Source organism: Variovorax sp. YR216 (genome assembly GCF_900107745.1).
GTDB lineage: Bacteria > Pseudomonadota > Gammaproteobacteria > Burkholderiales > Burkholderiaceae_C > Variovorax.
The window spans coordinates 47,520-63,872 of the sequence record NZ_FNRO01000029.1 but is presented as its reverse complement, the minus strand read 5'-3'; the positions used below and the strand labels follow the sequence as shown (position 1 = coordinate 63,872).

15 protein-coding genes are annotated in these 16,353 nt (G+C 66.7%); 8 read left to right on the top strand and 7 right to left on the bottom strand.

All coding sequences use genetic code 11. The features are described from left to right. The 3 genes from BLW05_RS34060 to BLW05_RS34050 form a co-directional block, all read left to right on the top strand. Nucleotides 1-753: aldehyde dehydrogenase family protein (locus BLW05_RS34060; RefSeq protein WP_143045014.1), on the top strand; the 753-nt coding region annotated here is incomplete at its 5' end. A 56-nt stretch (nucleotides 754-809) separates the two neighbouring features. Beyond that, entirely contained in the window at nucleotides 810-2,447 is a 1,638-nt protein-coding gene (locus BLW05_RS34055) for a GMC family oxidoreductase (RefSeq protein ID WP_093169158.1), read from the top strand. A 319-nt stretch (nucleotides 2,448-2,766) separates the two neighbouring features. Continuing rightward, nucleotides 2,767-3,525, top strand: a complete 759-nt coding sequence (locus tag BLW05_RS34050) for a sulfite exporter TauE/SafE family protein (RefSeq protein ID WP_093169156.1) — start codon at nucleotides 2,767-2,769, stop codon at nucleotides 3,523-3,525. Between the two features lie 10 nt (nucleotides 3,526-3,535). On the opposite strand, the gene mrdA is transcribed toward BLW05_RS34050, so the two are convergent. From mrdA to BLW05_RS34030, 4 genes are all read right to left on the bottom strand, one after another. Further along, on the bottom strand, nucleotides 3,536-5,512 hold the full coding sequence (mrdA, locus tag BLW05_RS34045; protein ID WP_093169154.1) for a penicillin-binding protein 2: 1,977 nt from the start codon (nucleotides 5,510-5,512) through the stop codon (nucleotides 3,536-3,538). Nucleotides 5,513-5,689: 177 nt separating this feature from the next. Beyond that, nucleotides 5,690-6,211, bottom strand: a complete 522-nt coding sequence (gene mreD / locus BLW05_RS34040; protein WP_093169152.1) for a rod shape-determining protein MreD — start codon at nucleotides 6,209-6,211, stop codon at nucleotides 5,690-5,692. Continuing rightward, nucleotides 6,208-7,209 carry a rod shape-determining protein MreC gene (gene mreC, locus BLW05_RS34035; RefSeq protein ID WP_093169150.1) on the bottom strand — a complete coding sequence of 334 codons (1,002 nt, stop codon included), beginning with the start codon at nucleotides 7,207-7,209 and terminating at the stop codon, nucleotides 6,208-6,210. The genes mreD and mreC overlap by 4 nt, the downstream gene beginning before the upstream one ends. Before the next feature lie 71 nt (nucleotides 7,210-7,280). Next, nucleotides 7,281-8,324 (bottom strand): rod shape-determining protein, encoded by a 1,044-nt coding sequence (locus BLW05_RS34030; RefSeq protein WP_028249609.1) that lies wholly within the window; start codon nucleotides 8,322-8,324, stop codon nucleotides 7,281-7,283. A gap of 226 nt (nucleotides 8,325-8,550) precedes the next feature. Here BLW05_RS34030 and gatC point away from each other — a divergent pair, with 226 nt between their 5' ends. Genes gatC through gatB form a run of 3 tightly spaced genes read left to right on the top strand, consistent with a single transcriptional unit; the run spans nucleotide 8,551 to nucleotide 11,837 of the window. Then, entirely contained in the window at nucleotides 8,551-8,850 is a 300-nt protein-coding gene (gatC, locus tag BLW05_RS34025; protein WP_093169147.1) for an Asp-tRNA(Asn)/Glu-tRNA(Gln) amidotransferase subunit GatC, read from the top strand. Beyond that, the gene (gatA, locus tag BLW05_RS34020; protein WP_093169146.1) at nucleotides 8,847-10,334 is read left to right on the top strand and encodes an Asp-tRNA(Asn)/Glu-tRNA(Gln) amidotransferase subunit GatA; all 1,488 of its coding nucleotides are present in this window, start codon (nucleotides 8,847-8,849) and stop codon (nucleotides 10,332-10,334) included. The genes gatC and gatA overlap by 4 nt, the downstream gene beginning before the upstream one ends. A gap of 15 nt (nucleotides 10,335-10,349) precedes the next feature. Beyond that, on the top strand, nucleotides 10,350-11,837 hold the full coding sequence (gene gatB / locus BLW05_RS34015) for an Asp-tRNA(Asn)/Glu-tRNA(Gln) amidotransferase subunit GatB (RefSeq protein WP_093169144.1): 1,488 nt from the start codon (nucleotides 10,350-10,352) through the stop codon (nucleotides 11,835-11,837). Nucleotides 11,838-11,861: 24 nt separating this feature from the next. Here gatB and BLW05_RS34010 read toward each other — a convergent pair whose 3' ends face one another. Further along, entirely contained in the window at nucleotides 11,862-12,551 is a 690-nt protein-coding gene (locus BLW05_RS34010; protein WP_093169142.1) for a DUF4124 domain-containing protein, read from the bottom strand. Between the two features lie 18 nt (nucleotides 12,552-12,569). Then, nucleotides 12,570-13,253 (bottom strand): orotate phosphoribosyltransferase, encoded by a 684-nt coding sequence (gene pyrE / locus BLW05_RS34005; RefSeq protein WP_093169140.1) that lies wholly within the window; start codon nucleotides 13,251-13,253, stop codon nucleotides 12,570-12,572. A gap of 13 nt (nucleotides 13,254-13,266) precedes the next feature. Between pyrE and BLW05_RS34000 the strand changes: the two genes are divergently transcribed. Further along, entirely contained in the window at nucleotides 13,267-14,070 is an 804-nt protein-coding gene (locus BLW05_RS34000) for an exodeoxyribonuclease III (RefSeq protein WP_093169138.1), read from the top strand. 3 nt (nucleotides 14,071-14,073) lie between these two features. On the opposite strand, the gene BLW05_RS33995 is transcribed toward BLW05_RS34000, so the two are convergent. After that, nucleotides 14,074-14,979 (bottom strand): LysR family transcriptional regulator, encoded by a 906-nt coding sequence (locus tag BLW05_RS33995; protein ID WP_093169136.1) that lies wholly within the window; start codon nucleotides 14,977-14,979, stop codon nucleotides 14,074-14,076. 105 nt (nucleotides 14,980-15,084) lie between these two features. Here BLW05_RS33995 and BLW05_RS33990 point away from each other — a divergent pair, with 105 nt between their 5' ends. Then, the gene (locus tag BLW05_RS33990) at nucleotides 15,085-16,344 is read left to right on the top strand and encodes a flavin-dependent oxidoreductase (protein ID WP_093169134.1); all 1,260 of its coding nucleotides are present in this window, start codon (nucleotides 15,085-15,087) and stop codon (nucleotides 16,342-16,344) included. Nucleotides 16,345-16,353 lie beyond the last annotated feature (9 nt).

The following is a 16,353-nucleotide window of genomic DNA, read 5'->3' as shown; positions in this document are numbered from 1 at the left end:
AACCACATGGTGGTGATGCCCGATGCCGACATCGAGCAGGCGGTGGATGCGCTCATCGGCGCGGGCTACGGATCGGCCGGCGAGCGCTGCATGGCGATCAGCGTCGCGGTGATGGTGGGCGATGTGGCCGACAAGGTCATGCCGCTGCTGGCCGAGCGCGCGAAGACGCTCAAGGTCAAGAACGGCACCGAGCTCGACGCGGAGATGGGCCCGATCGTCACGCGCGCGGCGCACGACCGCATCACCGGCTACATCGCACAGGGCGAGAAGGAAGGCGCGAAGCTGGTGGTCGACGGTCGCGATTTCGACGCGAAGGCCGCGGGGCAGGACTGCGGGAACGGCTTCTGGATGGGCGGCACGCTGTTCGACCACGTCACGCCCGAGATGCGGATCTACAAGGAAGAGATCTTCGGCCCGGTGCTGTCGTGCGTGCGGGTGCATGACCTGAAGGAGGCAGTGGACCTGATCAACGCGCACGAGTTCGGCAACGGCGTCTCGTGCTTCACGCGCGACGGCAACGTGGCGAGGGAGTTCTCGCGTCGCATCCAGGTGGGCATGGTGGGCATCAACGTGCCGATTCCCGTGCCGATGGCCTGGCATGGCTTCGGCGGCTGGAAGAAGTCGCTCTTCGGCGACATGCACGCCTACGGCGAGGAAGGCGTGCGCTTCTACACCAAGCAGAAGTCCATCATGCAGCGCTGGCCCGAGAGCATCGGCAAGGGCGCCGAATTTGTCATGCCAACGGCGAAGTGAAAGCTCGCCGGCGTTGAAACCGGCCACGACTTAGAACAACGAGAGACAAACAGCGCATGACCGACACCACCTTCGACTACATCGTGATCGGCGCCGGCACTGCCGGGTCGCTCATGGCCAATCGGCTCAGCGCCGACAAGCGGATGCGCGTGCTGCTCATCGAAGCCGGCCGCAAGGACGACTACCACTGGATCCACATCCCGGTCGGCTATCTCTACTGCATCGGCAACCCGCGCACCGACTGGCTCTACAACACCGAGCCGGACGCGGGCCTCAACGGCCGCACCCTGCGCTATCCGCGCGGCAAGACGCTCGGCGGCTCGTCGAGCATCAACGGGATGATCTACATGCGCGGCCAGTCGCGCGACTACGACCAATGGGCGAGCCTCACCGGTGACGACCAATGGCGCTGGGCGAACGTGCTCCCTGCCTTCAAGAAGCACGAGGACTACTACCTCGGCGCCGACGAGCTTCACGGCGCCGGTGGCGAATGGCGCGTCGACAAGCAGCGCCTGCGCTGGGACATCCTCGACGCCTTCGCCGATGCGGCGGTGCAGGCGGGCGTGCCGCGCAGCACCGACTTCAACCGCGGCAGCAACGAGGGCGTGGGCTACTTCCAGGTCAACCAGAAGGACGGCTGGCGCTGGAACACCGCCAAGGCCTTCCTGCGACCGACCTGCTACGGCCGCCCGAACTTCGAGCTCTGGACCGGCGCGCAGGTGTCTCGCCTGATCTTCGATTCGCATGCCGACGGCAGCCATCGCTGCACCGGCGTGCAGGTGTGGGACGGGCACGAGATGGTGATCGCGCATGCGACGCGCGAGACGATCCTCTGCGCCGGGAGCATCGGTTCGCCGCAGATCCTGCAGCTCTCGGGCGTCGGGCCGGCGGATCTGCTGCGACAGCACGGCATCGACGTGGTGCGCGATGCGCCGGGGGTCGGCGCGAACCTGCAGGACCATCTCCAGATCCGCGCGGTCTACAAGATCAAGGACGCGCCGACGCTCAATGTGCTGGCGTCGTCGCTGTACGGCAAGGCGAAGATCGGGCTCGAATACGTGCTCCGGCGCACCGGCCCGATGAGCATGGCGCCCTCGCAGCTCGGCGCATTCACGCGCAGCTCGCCGGCCTACGAATGGCCCAATCTCGAGTACCACGTGCAGCCGCTGTCGCTCGACGCCTTCGGCGAGCCGCTGCACAGCTTCCCCGCCTTTACCGCGAGCGTGTGCAACCTGAACCCGACGAGCCGGGGCACGGTGCGCATCAAGAGCCCTCGCTTCGAGGATGCCCCCGCGATCGCGCCGAACTACCTCAGCACGGACGAGGACCGCAAGGTCGCCGCCGACTCGCTGCGCGTCACGCGCCGCATCGCATCCCAGCCGGCGCTCGCCAGGTACAGCCCGGAGGAATGGAAGCCCGGTCCGCAGTACCAGAGCGACGACGAGCTCGCGCGTCTCGCAGGGGACATCGCGACCACGATCTTCCATCCCGTCGGCACCACGAAGATGGGCCGGGACGACGATCCGATGGCGGTGCTCGATGCGCGCCTGCGCGTACGCGGCATCGATGGACTGCGCGTGGTCGATGCCGGCGCCATGCCCACGATCACCAGCGGCAACACCAACAGCCCCACGCTAATGATGGCGGAGAAGGCTGCTGCGTGGGTCCGCGAAGCCACTGCCGAGCGGGTTTGAGCGCGTTTGCGTTGCCGCTTGTTTCAGATTGGGGCCGATCCGGGCCAATTGGCGGGTAATCCCCGATGCACTGCGGCGGTGCGCCGAATAAAGTCCAGCCACTCGCAAACGGGCCTGCCCGCTGCGCGGGGGACCGAGGAGACAAACCTTCGAAGAATCAGAACACTAGACACAAGGCATCCGGACGAGATGCTGTTTTTTTGAACAAGGCGCCGCTGGTCGGCGCCTTTTTTTTTGACCCGTCGGTCGGAAATTCCCGCCCTTCATGGGCTCCGCGCTACAAAATCGATAGCACGCCTCGCGGCGACAATCTCCGCAAATGGAAATCGTCGTGCTGACCCTGGCCTCGCTGTTCGCGGGATTCGTTGATTCGATCGTGGGGGGAGGCGGACTGATCCTGGTCCCCGCGCTCTTCAGCGTGCTGCCCGGCGTGGCCCCGGCGACGCTGCTGGGCACCAACAAAAGCGCCTCGGTCTGGGGCACGGCGGCAGCCACCGTGCAGTTCCACTATCGCGTCGGCCTGCGCTGGCGCACGCTGCTCCCGGCGGCCGCGCTGGCATTCTTCGGTTCGTTGATGGGCGCCTGGGCCGTGACCGTGGTGCCCGGCGACTTCCTCCGCAAGCTGCTGCCGGTGATCCTGGTCGTGCTGCTGCTCTACACCCTCGCGCGCAAGGACATGGGCAAGCACCACGAGCCGCGCTTCCACGGCCGTGCCGAGCTCGCGGCCACTGCGGCGATCGGCTTCGCGCTCGGCATCTACGACGGCTTCTTCGGCCCCGGCACGGGCAGCTTCTTCGTGTTCCTGTTCGTCCGCTGGCTGGGCTACGACTTTCTCAATGCCGCGGCGTCGGCCAAGCTGCTCAATGTCATGACCAACCTCGGCGCCCTGCTGCTGCTCGGCCTCAAGGGGCATGTGCTGTGGCACTACGGGCTGGTGATGGCGGTGGCGAACGTCGCGGGCGGGGTGATCGGCGCCCGGGTGGCGATCCGCCACGGCGCGGGCTTCGTGCGCACGGTGTTCATCTTCGTCGTCGGCGCGCTGATCCTGAAGACCGCCTACGACGCCTTCCTGCGCTGAAGTTGGCGGATCAGGGGGCGGTCGATGCCGCGGCCTGCGTGCCCGACGGCGGCCATGCCACTTCGCTCGCGACGCGCGGCTTGCCGATCGGCGCCGCGGCCTTGCCCTGCTGGATGGCGGCCATGTCCGCCTCGCTCGGGTACTGGTTCAGCAGCCAGTAGTCGAACACGCGACGCGCGATCGGCGCGGCGGCGCCAGCGCCCCAGCCCGCGTTCTCGACGATGAGCGCCACGGCGATCTTCGGGTCGTTGGCAGGCGCGAAGGCCATGAAAAGCGCGTGGTCGCGCTGGTGTTCCTCCAGCGCCTTGGCGTTGTACTTGGTGTTCGCCGCCATGCCCACCGCCTGCGCGGTTCCGGTCTTGCCCGCCGCCTGATACCCCGCGCCGGCGAAGACGCTGCGCGCGGTGCCGGCGTTGACCACTGCCACCAGGCCGTCGCGGACCACGCCGATGTTCGCAGGCGGAATATTGAGATTCTGTGCCGGCGCCTGCTCGATCGGCTTCACCTCGCCGGTCACCGTGTCGCGGACCGCCAGCGCCAGGTGCGGCTTGAACTTCACGCCGCCATTGGCCACGATCGACGTCGCATGCGCCAGTTGCAGCATCGTGAAGGCGTTGTAGCCCTGTCCGATGCCCAGCGAGATGGTTTCGCCGGCATACCACTTCTTCTGCTCGGGACGCTTGTAGGTGTTGCGCTTCCACTCGGTACTCGGCAGCACGCCGCGCACCTCGCCGCCGACGTCGATGCCGGTGATCTGGCCGAAGCCCAGCGGCTTCATCGAGTCGTGGATCAGGTCCACGCCCATCTCGTTGGCCAGCGAGTAGTAGTAGATGTTGCTGGACAGCTGGATCGAGCGCCGCATGTCCACGCCGCCGATGTTGCCCTCGGGGCTGCCGAAGCGGTGGCCGCCGAAGTTGAAATAGCCCGGGTCGTTGACCACCACGCTCGGTCCGCGCTTGCCCGTCTGAAGCGCGGCCAGCGCCATGAAGGGCTTGTAGGTCGAGCCCGGCGGGTAGGTGCCGCGCAGCGCCCGGTTGAGCAGCGGCTTGTTGATCGACTCACTGAGTTCCTTCCAGTTCTCGACGTCGATGCCTTCCACGAACAGGTTCGGATCGAAGGTCGGCTTGCTCACGAAGGCCAGGATCTCGCCGGTCTTGGGATCGATCGCCACCAGCGCGCCGCGCCGATCGCCGTACATGTCCTCGACCAGCTTCTGCAGCTTGATGTCGACCGACAGCATGACGGTGTTGCCCGGCGTGGCCGGATGCGCCGCGAGCCGCCGCACCGCGCGGCCGCCGGCGGAGGTTTCCATCTGCTCGACGCCCGTCTGGCCGTGCAGGGTCTTCTCGTAGCTCTGCTCGATGCCGAGCTTGCCGATGTATTCCGTGCCCTTGTAGTTGGCGAGGTCCTCGTCTTCCCAGTCTTCCATGGCCGCCTTTTCGGCCTGGTTGATGCGTCCGATGTAACCCAGTACATGGCTGGCGAGTTCGCCGTTCGGGTAGTTGCGGAACAGCCGCGCCTTGATCTCGACGCCCGGGAAGCGATAGCGCTGCGCGGCGAACCGGGCGACCTCCTCGTCGCTCAGGCGGGTGCGGATCGGCACCGAATCGAAGCTGCGGGAGTCCTCTCGCAGCCGCTTGAAGCGCCGGCGGTCGCGCGGCGAAATCTCCAGGACCTCGGAAAGCGCATCGATCGTGTCCTCGAGATTCCCCGCCTTCGACGGCGTGATCTCGAGCGTGTAGGCGGAGTAATTGGACGCCAGCACGATCCCGTTGCGATCGACGATCAGCCCCCGGTTCGGCACCACCGGCACGATCGCGGTGCGATTGCTCTCCGCCTGCTCGGCGAGGTCCTCGTGCCGCACCACCTGCAGATACACCAGCCGCGACGCCAGGAGACCGAACGCCACCAACACGACGAGCGCGATCACGACCACCCGGCGCTTGAAGCGCGACAGGTCGGCGGCGACGTTACGAATCTCGGTCATGACAGCAGATCAGCTTAACGGGAAGAAAAACGAAAGCAAATACTCACCATCCGGCTTGAAGGCCCCGGAACAAGGCGGGGAGCACCGCGGAACCGGCTTTGCCGGGCCGCCGGTGCTGCCCCCGGTAGGGGGTTGGCGAAGCGACACGCAGTGCGCGCAGCCTGGGGGCGAGCAACATCAGAGTGGCCGATTGGCATCGGGTTCCGGCGCCCGGCGCTGAGGTGCCAACAACAGCACACTGACCAGCGGCCACAACGCGGATTCGATCAACGGCGCGATGAGCAGCGTCCAGCCCGGGAACGCCCCGCCGCCAATCATCCGGATCGCCAGTTCGATCAGGTGCGACACCGCGAACAGCGGAAGCACCTGCAGCGCCTGCGACGCCACCGGGAACCACAGCAGCCGGCGGTGGATCATGATCGCGAAGAAGCCCAGCGTCGTATAGGACAGCGCATGCTGCCCCAGCATCGCGGCTTGATGCACATCCATCAGCAGCCCGAAGACGAAGGCGGCCCCGATCCCGATGCGCGCAGGCTGATGCACGCTCCAGAACACGATCACCAGTGCCAGAAGATCCGGCGTCCACGCCACCCGGCCGATCGGCACCATGTTGATCAACAGGGCGACGATCAGGCTGGCCCACATGAACAGCGGGCTGACGGGCAGCAAGAGCTGCTGCTGGCCGGGACGCATGATCATGGCGTGCGCTTCTCCTTCTTGTCGGCCTTGTCGGACTTGTCCGATTTGTCGGCCTTGGCCCCCGGCTTGTCGGACTTCTCGCCCTTCTTCTTGCCCGAGGCGCTCGCCGCCGGCGCGACCGGCGCGGGCTTCGGCACGGGCGGCGTACCCGTCGGCGCCAGCACCAGCACGTACCGCGCGGAATTCACACGCCCCATCGGCACCAGGTGGATGCGGGCGAAGGCGGAATCGGCCCGGCGTTCGATGCGGTCGATCTTCGCGACCGGCAGCCCCGGCGGGTAGACGCCGTCGACCCCGCTGGTGGTCAGCATGTCGCCTTCCTGCACATCCGAGTTGGCGCCCATGAAGCGCAGTTCGAGCCCACCGCCGTGGGCGCTGGCGTCGCCGAAAGCCACGCTGCGCGCGCCGGTCCGCGTGTTCTGCACTGGGATGGCGAGATCGCGATCGATCACCAGCGTGATTTCGCTCGTGAAAGGTTGCACCTGTGTGACTTGCCCGAGCACGCCGTTCTCGTCGATCACCGGCGACCCTGCCGCGATGCCATGCGTCAGCCCCTGGTCGATCACCACCTTGCGGGTGTACGGGTCGGACGTGTCGTAGAGCACCTCGGCCACCCGGCCCGGCGTCTGCGTCACCTGGCGCAGTTCGAGCATCGAGCGCAGCCGCGCGTTTTCCTGCGCGAGCAGGTCGGCCTGGCTGGCGCGTTCCGACTGCAGCGCCAAGGCCTTGCGCGCCTCGGCTTCCCTGGCCTGCGCGGCCTGCAGGTCTTCGAGATAGCGGCTACCGCCCGCCACCAGTTGGACGGGTTTCAGCGCGAGCCACTGGATCGGATAGAGCACCGTGCCGACCGCCAGACGCACCGGCTGCACGATGTTGAACCGCGCATCGGCCACCATCAGGAACAGCGCGAGCGCGCTGAAGAAGATCAGCTTGCTGAGCGCCGAAGGCCCCTGGTTGAACAGGGGTGGCGCAGTGCGATCGAGCGTGCCGAGCGGCATGGCGGAGGGACTTTAAATTGAAAAAGCCGGCCCTGCGCAAACGCGGGCCGGCCATTTGCGCATCAAGCGCATTATTCGCTCGTGAAGATGCTTCCGAGCCGGTCCATGCGCTCGAGAGCGATACCGCAGCCACGAACCACGCAGGTCAGCGGGTCTTCGGCCACCAGCACCGGCAGGCCGGTTTCCTCGGCCAGCAGGCGGTCGAGGTCGCGCAGCAGCGCGCCGCCGCCGGTGAGCATCATGCCGCGCTCGGCGATGTCGGCGCCGAGTTCGGGCGGCGTCTGTTCGAGCGCGTTCTTCACGGCGGAGACGATGTTGTTCAGCGGATCGGTCAGCGCTTCCAGCACTTCGTTGCTGCTGATCGTGAAGCTGCGCGGCACGCCTTCGCTGAGGTTGCGGCCCTTGACTTCCATTTCCTTGACTTCGGAGCCGGGGAAGGCCGAACCGATGCTCTTCTTGATGACTTCGGCCGTCGGCTCGCCGATCAGCATGCCGTAGTTGCGGCGGATGTAGTTGATGATGGCCTCGTCGAAGCGGTCGCCGCCGACGCGCACGCTGCCCTTGTAGACCATGCCGCCGAGCGAGATCACGCCCACTTCGGTGGTGCCGCCGCCGATGTCGACGACCATCGAGCCGCTGGCTTCCGACACCGGCAGGCCGGCGCCGATCGCGGCGGCCATGGGTTCCTCGATGAGGTAGACCGACGTGGCACCAGCCGCTTCAGCCGCGTCCTTGATCGCGCGGCGCTCGACCTGGGTCGACCCGCAGGGCACGCAGATGATGATGCGCGGGCTGGGCGTGAGCAGCGAGCGCGGGTGCACCATCTTGATGAACTGCTTGATCATCTGCTCGGTGATCACGAAGTCGGCGATCACGCCGTCCTTCATCGGTCGGATGGCCTCGATGTTGCCGGGCACCTTGCCGAGCATGGCCTTGGCTTCGCGGCCAACCGCCTGGATCACTTTCTTGCCGTGGGGGCCGCCTTCATGCCGGATGGCGACAACCGACGGCTCGTCCAGGACGATGCCTTTGTTGCGGGCAAAAATGAGCGTGTTGGCGGTGCCGAGGTCGATCGCGAGGTCGGTCGAGAAGTACCGACGAAAAGCTCCGAACATTGTGGAATCCTCTGGAGCACGGCATGCGCGTCGGCAGGCCGTCGCCCTCTTGCTGGGTCGTTTGACAGGGGTGGATTGAACGTTTTTGCGGCAAATGCCGGCGCGTTCGCGGGGGTTGCGGCAAAGGCGGGATAATAACCGAATCCCTTGACGCTCCAGCGTTTCGACGCACCTTTCAGGGCGTGACGCCCCGCGTTTTTCACGCTCGCCAAGCCTTCTTTTTCCGATGTCCCTCACTGCTTCCGATATTGCGCGCATCGCGTCGCTCGCCCGGCTCCAGCTGGCGCCCGAAGAGAGCGACCGCCTGCGCGGCCAGATCAACGGCTTCTTCGACCTCGTCGAGCGCATGCGCGCGGTCGACACCACCGGCGTCGAGCCGCTCGCCCACCCGGTCGCCACGATCCAGGACGTGACGCTTCGCCTCGCCGAAGACGTCGTCAGCGAACCCAACAACCGCGAAGCCAACCAGCGCAGCGCGCCCGCCGTCGAAAACGGCCTGTTCCTGGTTCCGAAGGTGATTGAATGAGCGCCGCAATCCATCAGATGGGCGTGGCCGAGCTGGCCAAGGCGCTGCAGGGGCGCAAGGTGTCGGCCGTCGAGGCCGCCCGGCACCAGCTCGACCGGATCGACCAGCACAAGGACCTCGGCGCCTTCGTCGCGGTCGACGAGGAACTCACCCTGGCCCAGGCCCGTGCGGCCGACGAAAAGCTCGCCGCCGGCAACGCCCCGGCGCTGACGGGCGTGCCCATCGCCCACAAGGACATCTTCGTCACCACCGGCCTGCCGACCAGCGCCGGTTCGCGGATCCTGGCCGGCTATCGCTCGCCCTTCGACGCCACCGTGGTTCGCCGGCTCGCCGAAGCCGGCGCGGTGACCCTCGGCAAGCTCAGCTGCGATGAATTCGCGATGGGCTCGTCCAACGAGAACGTCGCGGTTCCCGCGGTCGGTTTCGACAAGGCCGTGCCCGTTCGCAATCCGTGGAATCGCGACCGCATCCCCGGCGGCTCGTCCGGCGGCAGCGCCGCGGCGGTGGCCGCACGCCTCGCGCCCGCCGCCACCGGCACCGACACGGGCGGCTCGATCCGCCAGCCGGCCTCGTTCTGCGGCGTGACCGGCATCAAGCCGACCTACGGCCGCGCATCGCGCTACGGCATGGTCGCCTTCGCATCGAGCCTGGACCAGGCTGGACCGATGGCCCGCTCGGCCGAAGACTGCGCCCTGCTGCTGTCCGCCATGTGCGGACCGGATCCGGACCGCGATTCGACTTCGCTCGACCGCCCCTCCGAAGATTTCTCGCGCCATCTCGGCGATTCGCTCGAAGGACTGCGCATCGGCGTGCCGAAGGAATTCCTCGGTGACGGCGTCGCGCCCGGCGTGCGTGCCGTCGTCGAGGCCGCGCTCGCCGAATATGAAAAGCTCGGCGCCCGCCGCGTCGAGATCACCCTGCCGCGCACCGAACTGTCGATCCCGGTCTACTACATCATTGCGGCCGCCGAGGCGTCGAGCAACCTGAGCCGCTTCGACGGCGTCAAGTTCGGCCATCGCGCCAAGGACTATCGCGACCTCGCCGACATGTACGCCAAGACGCGCGAGGAAGGCTTCGGCGACGAGGTCAAGCGCCGCATCATGATCGGCACCTACGTGCTCTCGCATGGCTACTACGACGCCTACTACCTGCAGGCGCAGAAGGTGCGCCGGATGATCGCGGACGACTTCCAGCAGGCGTTCAAGCAGTGCGACCTGATCGCCGGCCCAGCCGCGCCGACCGTCGCCTGGAAGCTCGGCGAACACGGTGGCGATCCGGTGGCCGACTACCTCGCCGACATCTTCACGCTGCCCGGTTCGCTCGCCGGCCTGCCCGGCATGAGCATTCCCGCCGGCTTCGACGGCGGCATGCCGGTCGGTCTGCAATTGCTCGGCAACTACTGCGAAGAGTCGCGCCTGCTCAACGCCGCGCACCGTTTCCAGCAAGCCACCGACTGGCACCAGCGCACGCCGGCCGGCTTTTGATGGCGAAGAACTGACATGAGCGAAACCAACACTTTCGAAGCCGCGCAAAGCGGCCGCCCGACGGGCCCCCTGGTTCGCGGCTATGAAGTCATCATCGGCTTCGAGACGCACGCGCAGCTTTCCACCGCATCGAAGATCTTCAGCCGCGCCTCGACCGCCTTCGGCGCCGAGCCGAACACGCAGGCCAGCGCCGTGGATCTCGCGCTGCCCGGCACCCTGCCCGTGATGAACAAGGGGGCGGTCGAACGCGCCATCAAGCTCGGCCTCGCGCTCGGTTCGCACATCGCGCCGCGCAGCGTGTTCGCGCGCAAGAACTACTTCTACCCCGACCTGCCGAAGGGCTACCAGATCAGCCAGTACGAAATCCCCGTCGTGCAGGGCGGCTCGGTGAGCTTCTACCTCGGCGAAGAGAAGAAGACGGTGCGCCTGGTGCGCGCGCACCTCGAGGAAGACGCCGGCAAGTCGCTGCACGAGGACTTCGTCGGACAGTCGGGCATCGACCTGAACCGCGCCGGCACGCCGCTGCTCGAGATCGTGACCGAGCCCGACATGCGCTCCACCGCCGAAGCCGTGGCCTACGCGCGCGAACTGCACAAGATCGTGACCTGGATCGGCATCTGCGACGGCAACATGCAGGAAGGCAGCTTCCGCTGCGACGCGAACGTGTCGGTGCGCAGGCCCGGCGGGCCGCTGGGCACCCGGCGCGAGATCAAGAACCTCAACAGCTTCAAGTTCATGCAGCAGGCGATCGACTACGAGATCCGCTGGCAGATCGACGAATTGGAGGAAGGCCGCGAGATCCAGCAGGCCACGGTGCTGTTCGACCCGGACACCGGCGAGACGCGCGCGATGCGCACCAAGGAAGACGCGGCCGACTACCGCTATTTCCCCGACCCGGACCTGCCGCCGCTGGCGATCGCGGCCGAATGGATCGAGCGTGTGCGCGCCGGGATGCCCGAGCTTCCGCGCGCGATGGCCGAGCGCTACGTTCAGCAGCATGGCCTGTCCGAGTACGACGCGACGCAGCTCACGCAAAGCCCCGCGCTCGCGCGCTACTTCGACGACGCGGTCAGTGCCGGCGCGGCGCCCAAGCTGGCGAGCAACTGGATCACCGGCGAGATCGCACGCCGGCTGAACCTGCAGGACATCGGCATCGCCGAAGCACCGGTCGGCGCCGCGCAGCTCGCGAAGCTCATCGCGCGCATCAGCGACGGCACCATCTCGAACAACGCCGCGCGGCAGGTGTTCGACGCACTCTGGACCGGCGAAGGCCAGGACGTCGACGGCGTGATCGAAGCCAAGGGCCTGAAGCAGATGAGCGATACCGGCGCGCTCGAGAAGATCATCGATGGCGTCCTGGCCACGAACCAGAAGAACATCGACGAGTACCGCGCCGGCAAGGACAAGGCCTTCAACGCGCTGGTCGGTCAGGTCATGAAGGCCAGCCAGGGCAAGGCCAACCCGGCGCAGGTCAATGCGCTCTTGAAAGCCAAGCTCGGCTGATTCGCGCGACCCGCGCCCAGCGGGTTAGCGCTGCGCCTGCGCGGCCGCGTTCGCGGCCCAGAGCGGCTTCAGTCGGGCCTGCTCCTCATCGAAGCGCGCGTTGACGCGCTTCTTTTCTTCGTCCTGCTCCGCGATGAAGCGGTTCTGCACGTCGACGCTTCGCGCGTTGTCGTCCGCCTTGCGGCGGATCGAACCGGGCGCCTTGCTCGGGTCGCTCTTGTAGAACTCGAGCTCGTCGTCGATGCGCTTGCGGTCTTCGGCCAGCTCGCTCAGGCGCTTCCTGGCGGCGTTGATCACGGCGTCGATCTGCACCAGGGCCTCGGCGCGCTCCTTGTCGTGTGCGGCAGCGTTCGGGTAGCGAACCAGCAATGCGCGCTCGCGACGGCGCTCCTCGACCTGGCGCGCCGCCAGCAACTGGGCCTGGCGCTCGCGCTCTTCGCGCTCTGCCTGCTCCCGTGCGGTGTAGGTAGGTTCGATCTTGCGGCGCGTGGTGCCGCTCGGATTCAGTTCGCGCTGCTCGCGGTCGTTGCAGTCCGCGATCGGTCGATCCGCGGTGATCGTCCGGCCTTTCGAATCGACACAGCTGTAGATGCCGGCGCCGCTGCCGCTGCTGGATGGGCGAGCCGCACCGGATTGCTGCGCCTGAGCCGCGCCGGCGCCAGCCAGCGAGAGCGCAATGAATGCCAACAGTGCCTGGGTTCTCGCCACGTCCATCCCTTCGGGCAGGTCGAATCAGCGCGCGCCGTAGCGCGCCCGGTAGGCCAACACTCCCTGTCGGTGGGCGCCCAGATCTCCGTCTGCGCGGCCCGACAGATACTGTAACAAGTCGTCCAGCGTCGCGATGGCCACCACCTGCAGCCCGAGCTGATTCCGTACATATTGCACGGCACTGTGGTCCACGTCGACACCGTTTTCGGTCGCCTTCTCCTGCCGGTCCAGCGCGATCGCGACCGCATGCGGCGTGGCGCCGGCGTTCCGGATGGTGGCAATGGATTCGCGCACCGCGGTGCCGGCGGACATCACGTCATCGACGATGAGCACCCGCCCCTTGAGCGGCGCGCCGACCAGCGTCCCGCCTTCGCCGTGATCCTTGGCTTCCTTGCGGTTGTAGGCGAACGGCACGTTGCGGCCGCGGCGCGCGAGCTCGGCCGCCACGGTCGCGCCCAGCGGGATGCCCTTGTAGGCGGGGCCGAAGATCATGTCGAATTCGAGGCCGCTTTCGATGAGGCGGTCTGCATAGAATCCGGCGAGCCGCGCGATCTTGGCGCCGTCGTCGAACAGGCCCGCATTGAAGAAATAGGGGCTCATCCGGCCGGCCTTGGTCTTGAACTCGCCGAAGCGCAGCACCCCCGAATCCAGGGCGAACTGCACGAACTCCTGTGCGAGCGCGCCGCCCTCTCCAATCTCTCCAGCCATAGGGAATGTCCTCGTGTTCAAACTGACCAGCCTCAACCTCAACGGCCTGCGATCGGCTGCCACCAAGGGCGTTGCCGACTGGGTGGCCGAACTGGCGCCGGATTGTATTTGCATGCAGGAAACCCGCGTCCAGGCCAGCGACATCGAAGGCCGCTTCGAGGAAATGGCGGGCCTCACGGGCCACTTCCATTTCGCCGAAAAGAAAGGCTACTCCGGCACCGCGGTGTATAGCAAGCACGTGCCGAGCGACATCGTGGTCGGCTGGGGCGATGCTGAATTCGACGCCGAGGGCCGCTACCTCGAGCTGCGCTTCGACACGCCCAGGCGCAAGCTCTCGGTCATCAGCTGCTACTTCCCGAGCGGCTCCTCCGGCGAGGAGCGGCAGGAGGCGAAGTTCCGCTTTCTCAAGGGATTCTTCCCGCATTTGCTGACGCTCAAGAAGGAGCGCGAATTCATCCTCTGCGGCGACATCAACATCGCGCACAAGGAAATCGACCTGAAGAACTGGCGCGGCAACCAGAAGAACAGCGGCTTTCTGCCGGAAGAGCGCGCATGGATGACCCGGCTGCTCGACGCCGGCGCGGAAGGCGCTGGACTCGTCGATGTCTACCGCATGCTCAAGCCCGAGACCACCGGCGAGGCCTACACATGGTGGAGCAACCGCGGCCAGGCCTACGCGAACAACGTGGGGTGGCGTCTGGACTATCACCTCGCGACGCCGGCAATCGCCAAGCTCGCGCGCACCGAATCGATCTTCAAGACGATCAAGTTCAGCGACCACGCGCCGATCACGGTCGACTACGACTTCAAGCTTTGAGCCCTAGCGCGACAGCTCGGGCAGCGCCGCGGCCAGCGTCTCGACGAACGCCTGCATCGCCTCCGACTCCATCGCGCCGCGCTTGGTGATGCGGTAGAAGTCCATCGCGACCTTGGGTCGGACCAGCACGTCGGTGCGCACCCGATGCCGCCGGCAGGCCGAGAGCGCGAAGGTCGGCATCACGGCGGTGCCGAAGCCCGATTCCACCATCGAGATCAGGGTGCCGAAGAAGTTGAAAGTCGGCCGCTGCGCATCCCCACGGCCGATGGTCGCCAAGTGGCCGTCGATGACCTTCTGGATCGGATTGCTCGCCGGCAGGCCCAGCAGTTCTTCGGAGCGCAGCACCGACCAGGGCACGGAACCCGTGCTCGACACATCTTCATCCGGCCCCGCCGGTGCCACGCGCATGAGGTGAAACCGGCCGACCGGCGCGCGATCCAGCCCCGGTGCGGGCTTGAAGAAGAAGCCCAGGCCCATGTCCGCCTCGCCGTTGACCACCATCTCCTGCACGTCGCGCAGGTCGGCATCGAAGAGCCTCAAGCTCACCGCCGGGTGGCTCTGCCGGAACTGGTGGAACACCTGAGGCAGCAGGTGCGACGACACCAGAGGCGTCGCCGAAATGCGCAGCGTCTGGCGCGCGGCGTCGCCCTCGGCCCCGAGGTGCGCGGTCACGTCGTCCAGGTCGGTCACCACGCGCTCCACCACCGGCAGCAACCGCCGGCCGGCTGCGGTGAGATTGACCACGCGCGTCGTGCGATCGAAGAGTCGGCAACCGAGCTGGCGTTCCATCTCGCGCACCAGCGTGCTCAGGCCGGCCTGCGTCATGTGCGCCTGCTCAGCCGCACGGGTGAAGTTGCCGATGCGCGCGACATGGAGGAAGGCGCGCATCTGTCGGGTCGACAGATTCATATCAATTCATGATAAATCCATACGACATCTAAATTTCTCAAATGATCGATGAATCGGTTTAATCCGCTGTCTTATTGACCGAAGACAGAGACAAGGCAGATCGATATGAGCAAAGAGACCGAAGTCATCGTGCTGGGCGCCGGCATCGGGGGACTCACGCTGGCGCTGAGCCTGCACCAGGCGGGCATTCCATGCCGCATCTATGAAGCGGTGGCGGAACTGAAGCCGCTGGGCGTGGGCATCAACCTGCTGCCGCACGCTGTGCGCGAATTGAGCGAACTCGGTCTGATGTCCGCGCTCGACGCAATCGCCGTTCGCACGAAGGAAGCGATCTTCTTCAATTCCCACGGCCAGCTCGTCTTCCGTGAGGCGGCGGGCACCGACGCGGGCTACGACTGGCCGCAGTACTCGATCCATCGCGGCGATCTGCACACGGTGCTGCTCAACGCAGTCCGCGAGCGCCTCGGCGCGGATGCTGTCGTCTGCGGCCACCGCTGCGCCGGCGTGGATCAGGACGACAGGAGCGTCACCGCCCGCTTCACCGCGCCCGACGGCTCGCCGCTGCCGAGCGTGCGCGCCACCATCGCGGTCGGGGCCGACGGCATCCATTCGGTCTTGCGCAAGCAGCTCTACCCGAACGAAGGCGCCCCGCGCTACTCGGGCGTCAACATGTGGCGCGGCACTGCAAAGCACAAACCCTTCCTTTCCGGCGCAAGCATGGTCCGCGCGGGCTGGCTCGACCAAGGCAAGATGGTGATCTACCCGATCCGCGACAACGTCGACGCCGAGGGAAATCAGCTCATCAACTGGGTGGCCGAAATCCACGCGCCGAAGCCCGCGCTGCAGGACTGGAGCCGACCCGGGCGGCTCGAGGACTTCCTCCCCGCTTTCGAAAACTGGCATTTCGATTGGCTCGACGTGCCGGCGCTGATCCGCTCGTCGGACTCGATCCTCGAATACCCGATGGTCGACCAGGACCCGCTGCCCAAGTGGACGCACGGCCGCGTCACGCTCCTGGGCGACGCGGCGCACCCGATGGTGCCGCGCGGCTCGAACGGCGCGGGGCAGGCGATCATCGACGCGCGCTATCTCGCGGGCGCCTTGCGCCGGCTCGGCGTCGGCCATGCCGCACTGGAGGACTACGACAGCGTGCGCGTGAAGGCGACCACCAACGTGGTGCTGACCAACCGCACCAACCCGCCCGACACGATCCTGCGAGAAGTGTTCGAGCGCTCCGGCGGCCGCCGCTTCGAGCGGCTCGAGGACTTCGTCACGCAGGCCGAACTGCAGGCCATCTCGGACAACTACAAGCGCGTGGCCGGCTACGACCCGGCCGCACTGAAGTCCCGGCCTTCTTACCTGTGAATCCACGAC

Bases quoted from the DNA above. Each gene is read 5' to 3' on its own strand.
- BLW05_RS34055 (WP_093169158.1), top strand. From the start codon at position 810: ATGACCGACACCACCTTCGACTACATCGTGATCGGCGCCGGCACTGCC.
- BLW05_RS34050 (WP_093169156.1), top strand. From the start codon at position 2,767: ATGGAAATCGTCGTGCTGACCCTGGCCTCGCTGTTCGCGGGATTCGTT.
- mrdA (WP_093169154.1), bottom strand. From the start codon at position 5,512: ATGACCGAGATTCGTAACGTCGCCGCCGACCTGTCGCGCTTCAAGCGC.
- mreD (WP_093169152.1), bottom strand. From the start codon at position 6,211: ATGATCATGCGTCCCGGCCAGCAGCAGCTCTTGCTGCCCGTCAGCCCG.
- mreC (WP_093169150.1), bottom strand. From the start codon at position 7,209: ATGCCGCTCGGCACGCTCGATCGCACTGCGCCACCCCTGTTCAACCAG.
- BLW05_RS34030 (WP_028249609.1), bottom strand. From the start codon at position 8,324: ATGTTCGGAGCTTTTCGTCGGTACTTCTCGACCGACCTCGCGATCGAC.
- gatC (WP_093169147.1), top strand. From the start codon at position 8,551: ATGTCCCTCACTGCTTCCGATATTGCGCGCATCGCGTCGCTCGCCCGG.
- gatA (WP_093169146.1), top strand. From the start codon at position 8,847: ATGAGCGCCGCAATCCATCAGATGGGCGTGGCCGAGCTGGCCAAGGCG.
- gatB (WP_093169144.1), top strand. From the start codon at position 10,350: ATGAGCGAAACCAACACTTTCGAAGCCGCGCAAAGCGGCCGCCCGACG.
- BLW05_RS34010 (WP_093169142.1), bottom strand. From the start codon at position 12,551: ATGGACGTGGCGAGAACCCAGGCACTGTTGGCATTCATTGCGCTCTCG.
- pyrE (WP_093169140.1), bottom strand. From the start codon at position 13,253: ATGGCTGGAGAGATTGGAGAGGGCGGCGCGCTCGCACAGGAGTTCGTG.
- BLW05_RS33995 (WP_093169136.1), bottom strand. From the start codon at position 14,979: ATGAATCTGTCGACCCGACAGATGCGCGCCTTCCTCCATGTCGCGCGC.
- BLW05_RS33990 (WP_093169134.1), top strand. From the start codon at position 15,085: ATGAGCAAAGAGACCGAAGTCATCGTGCTGGGCGCCGGCATCGGGGGA.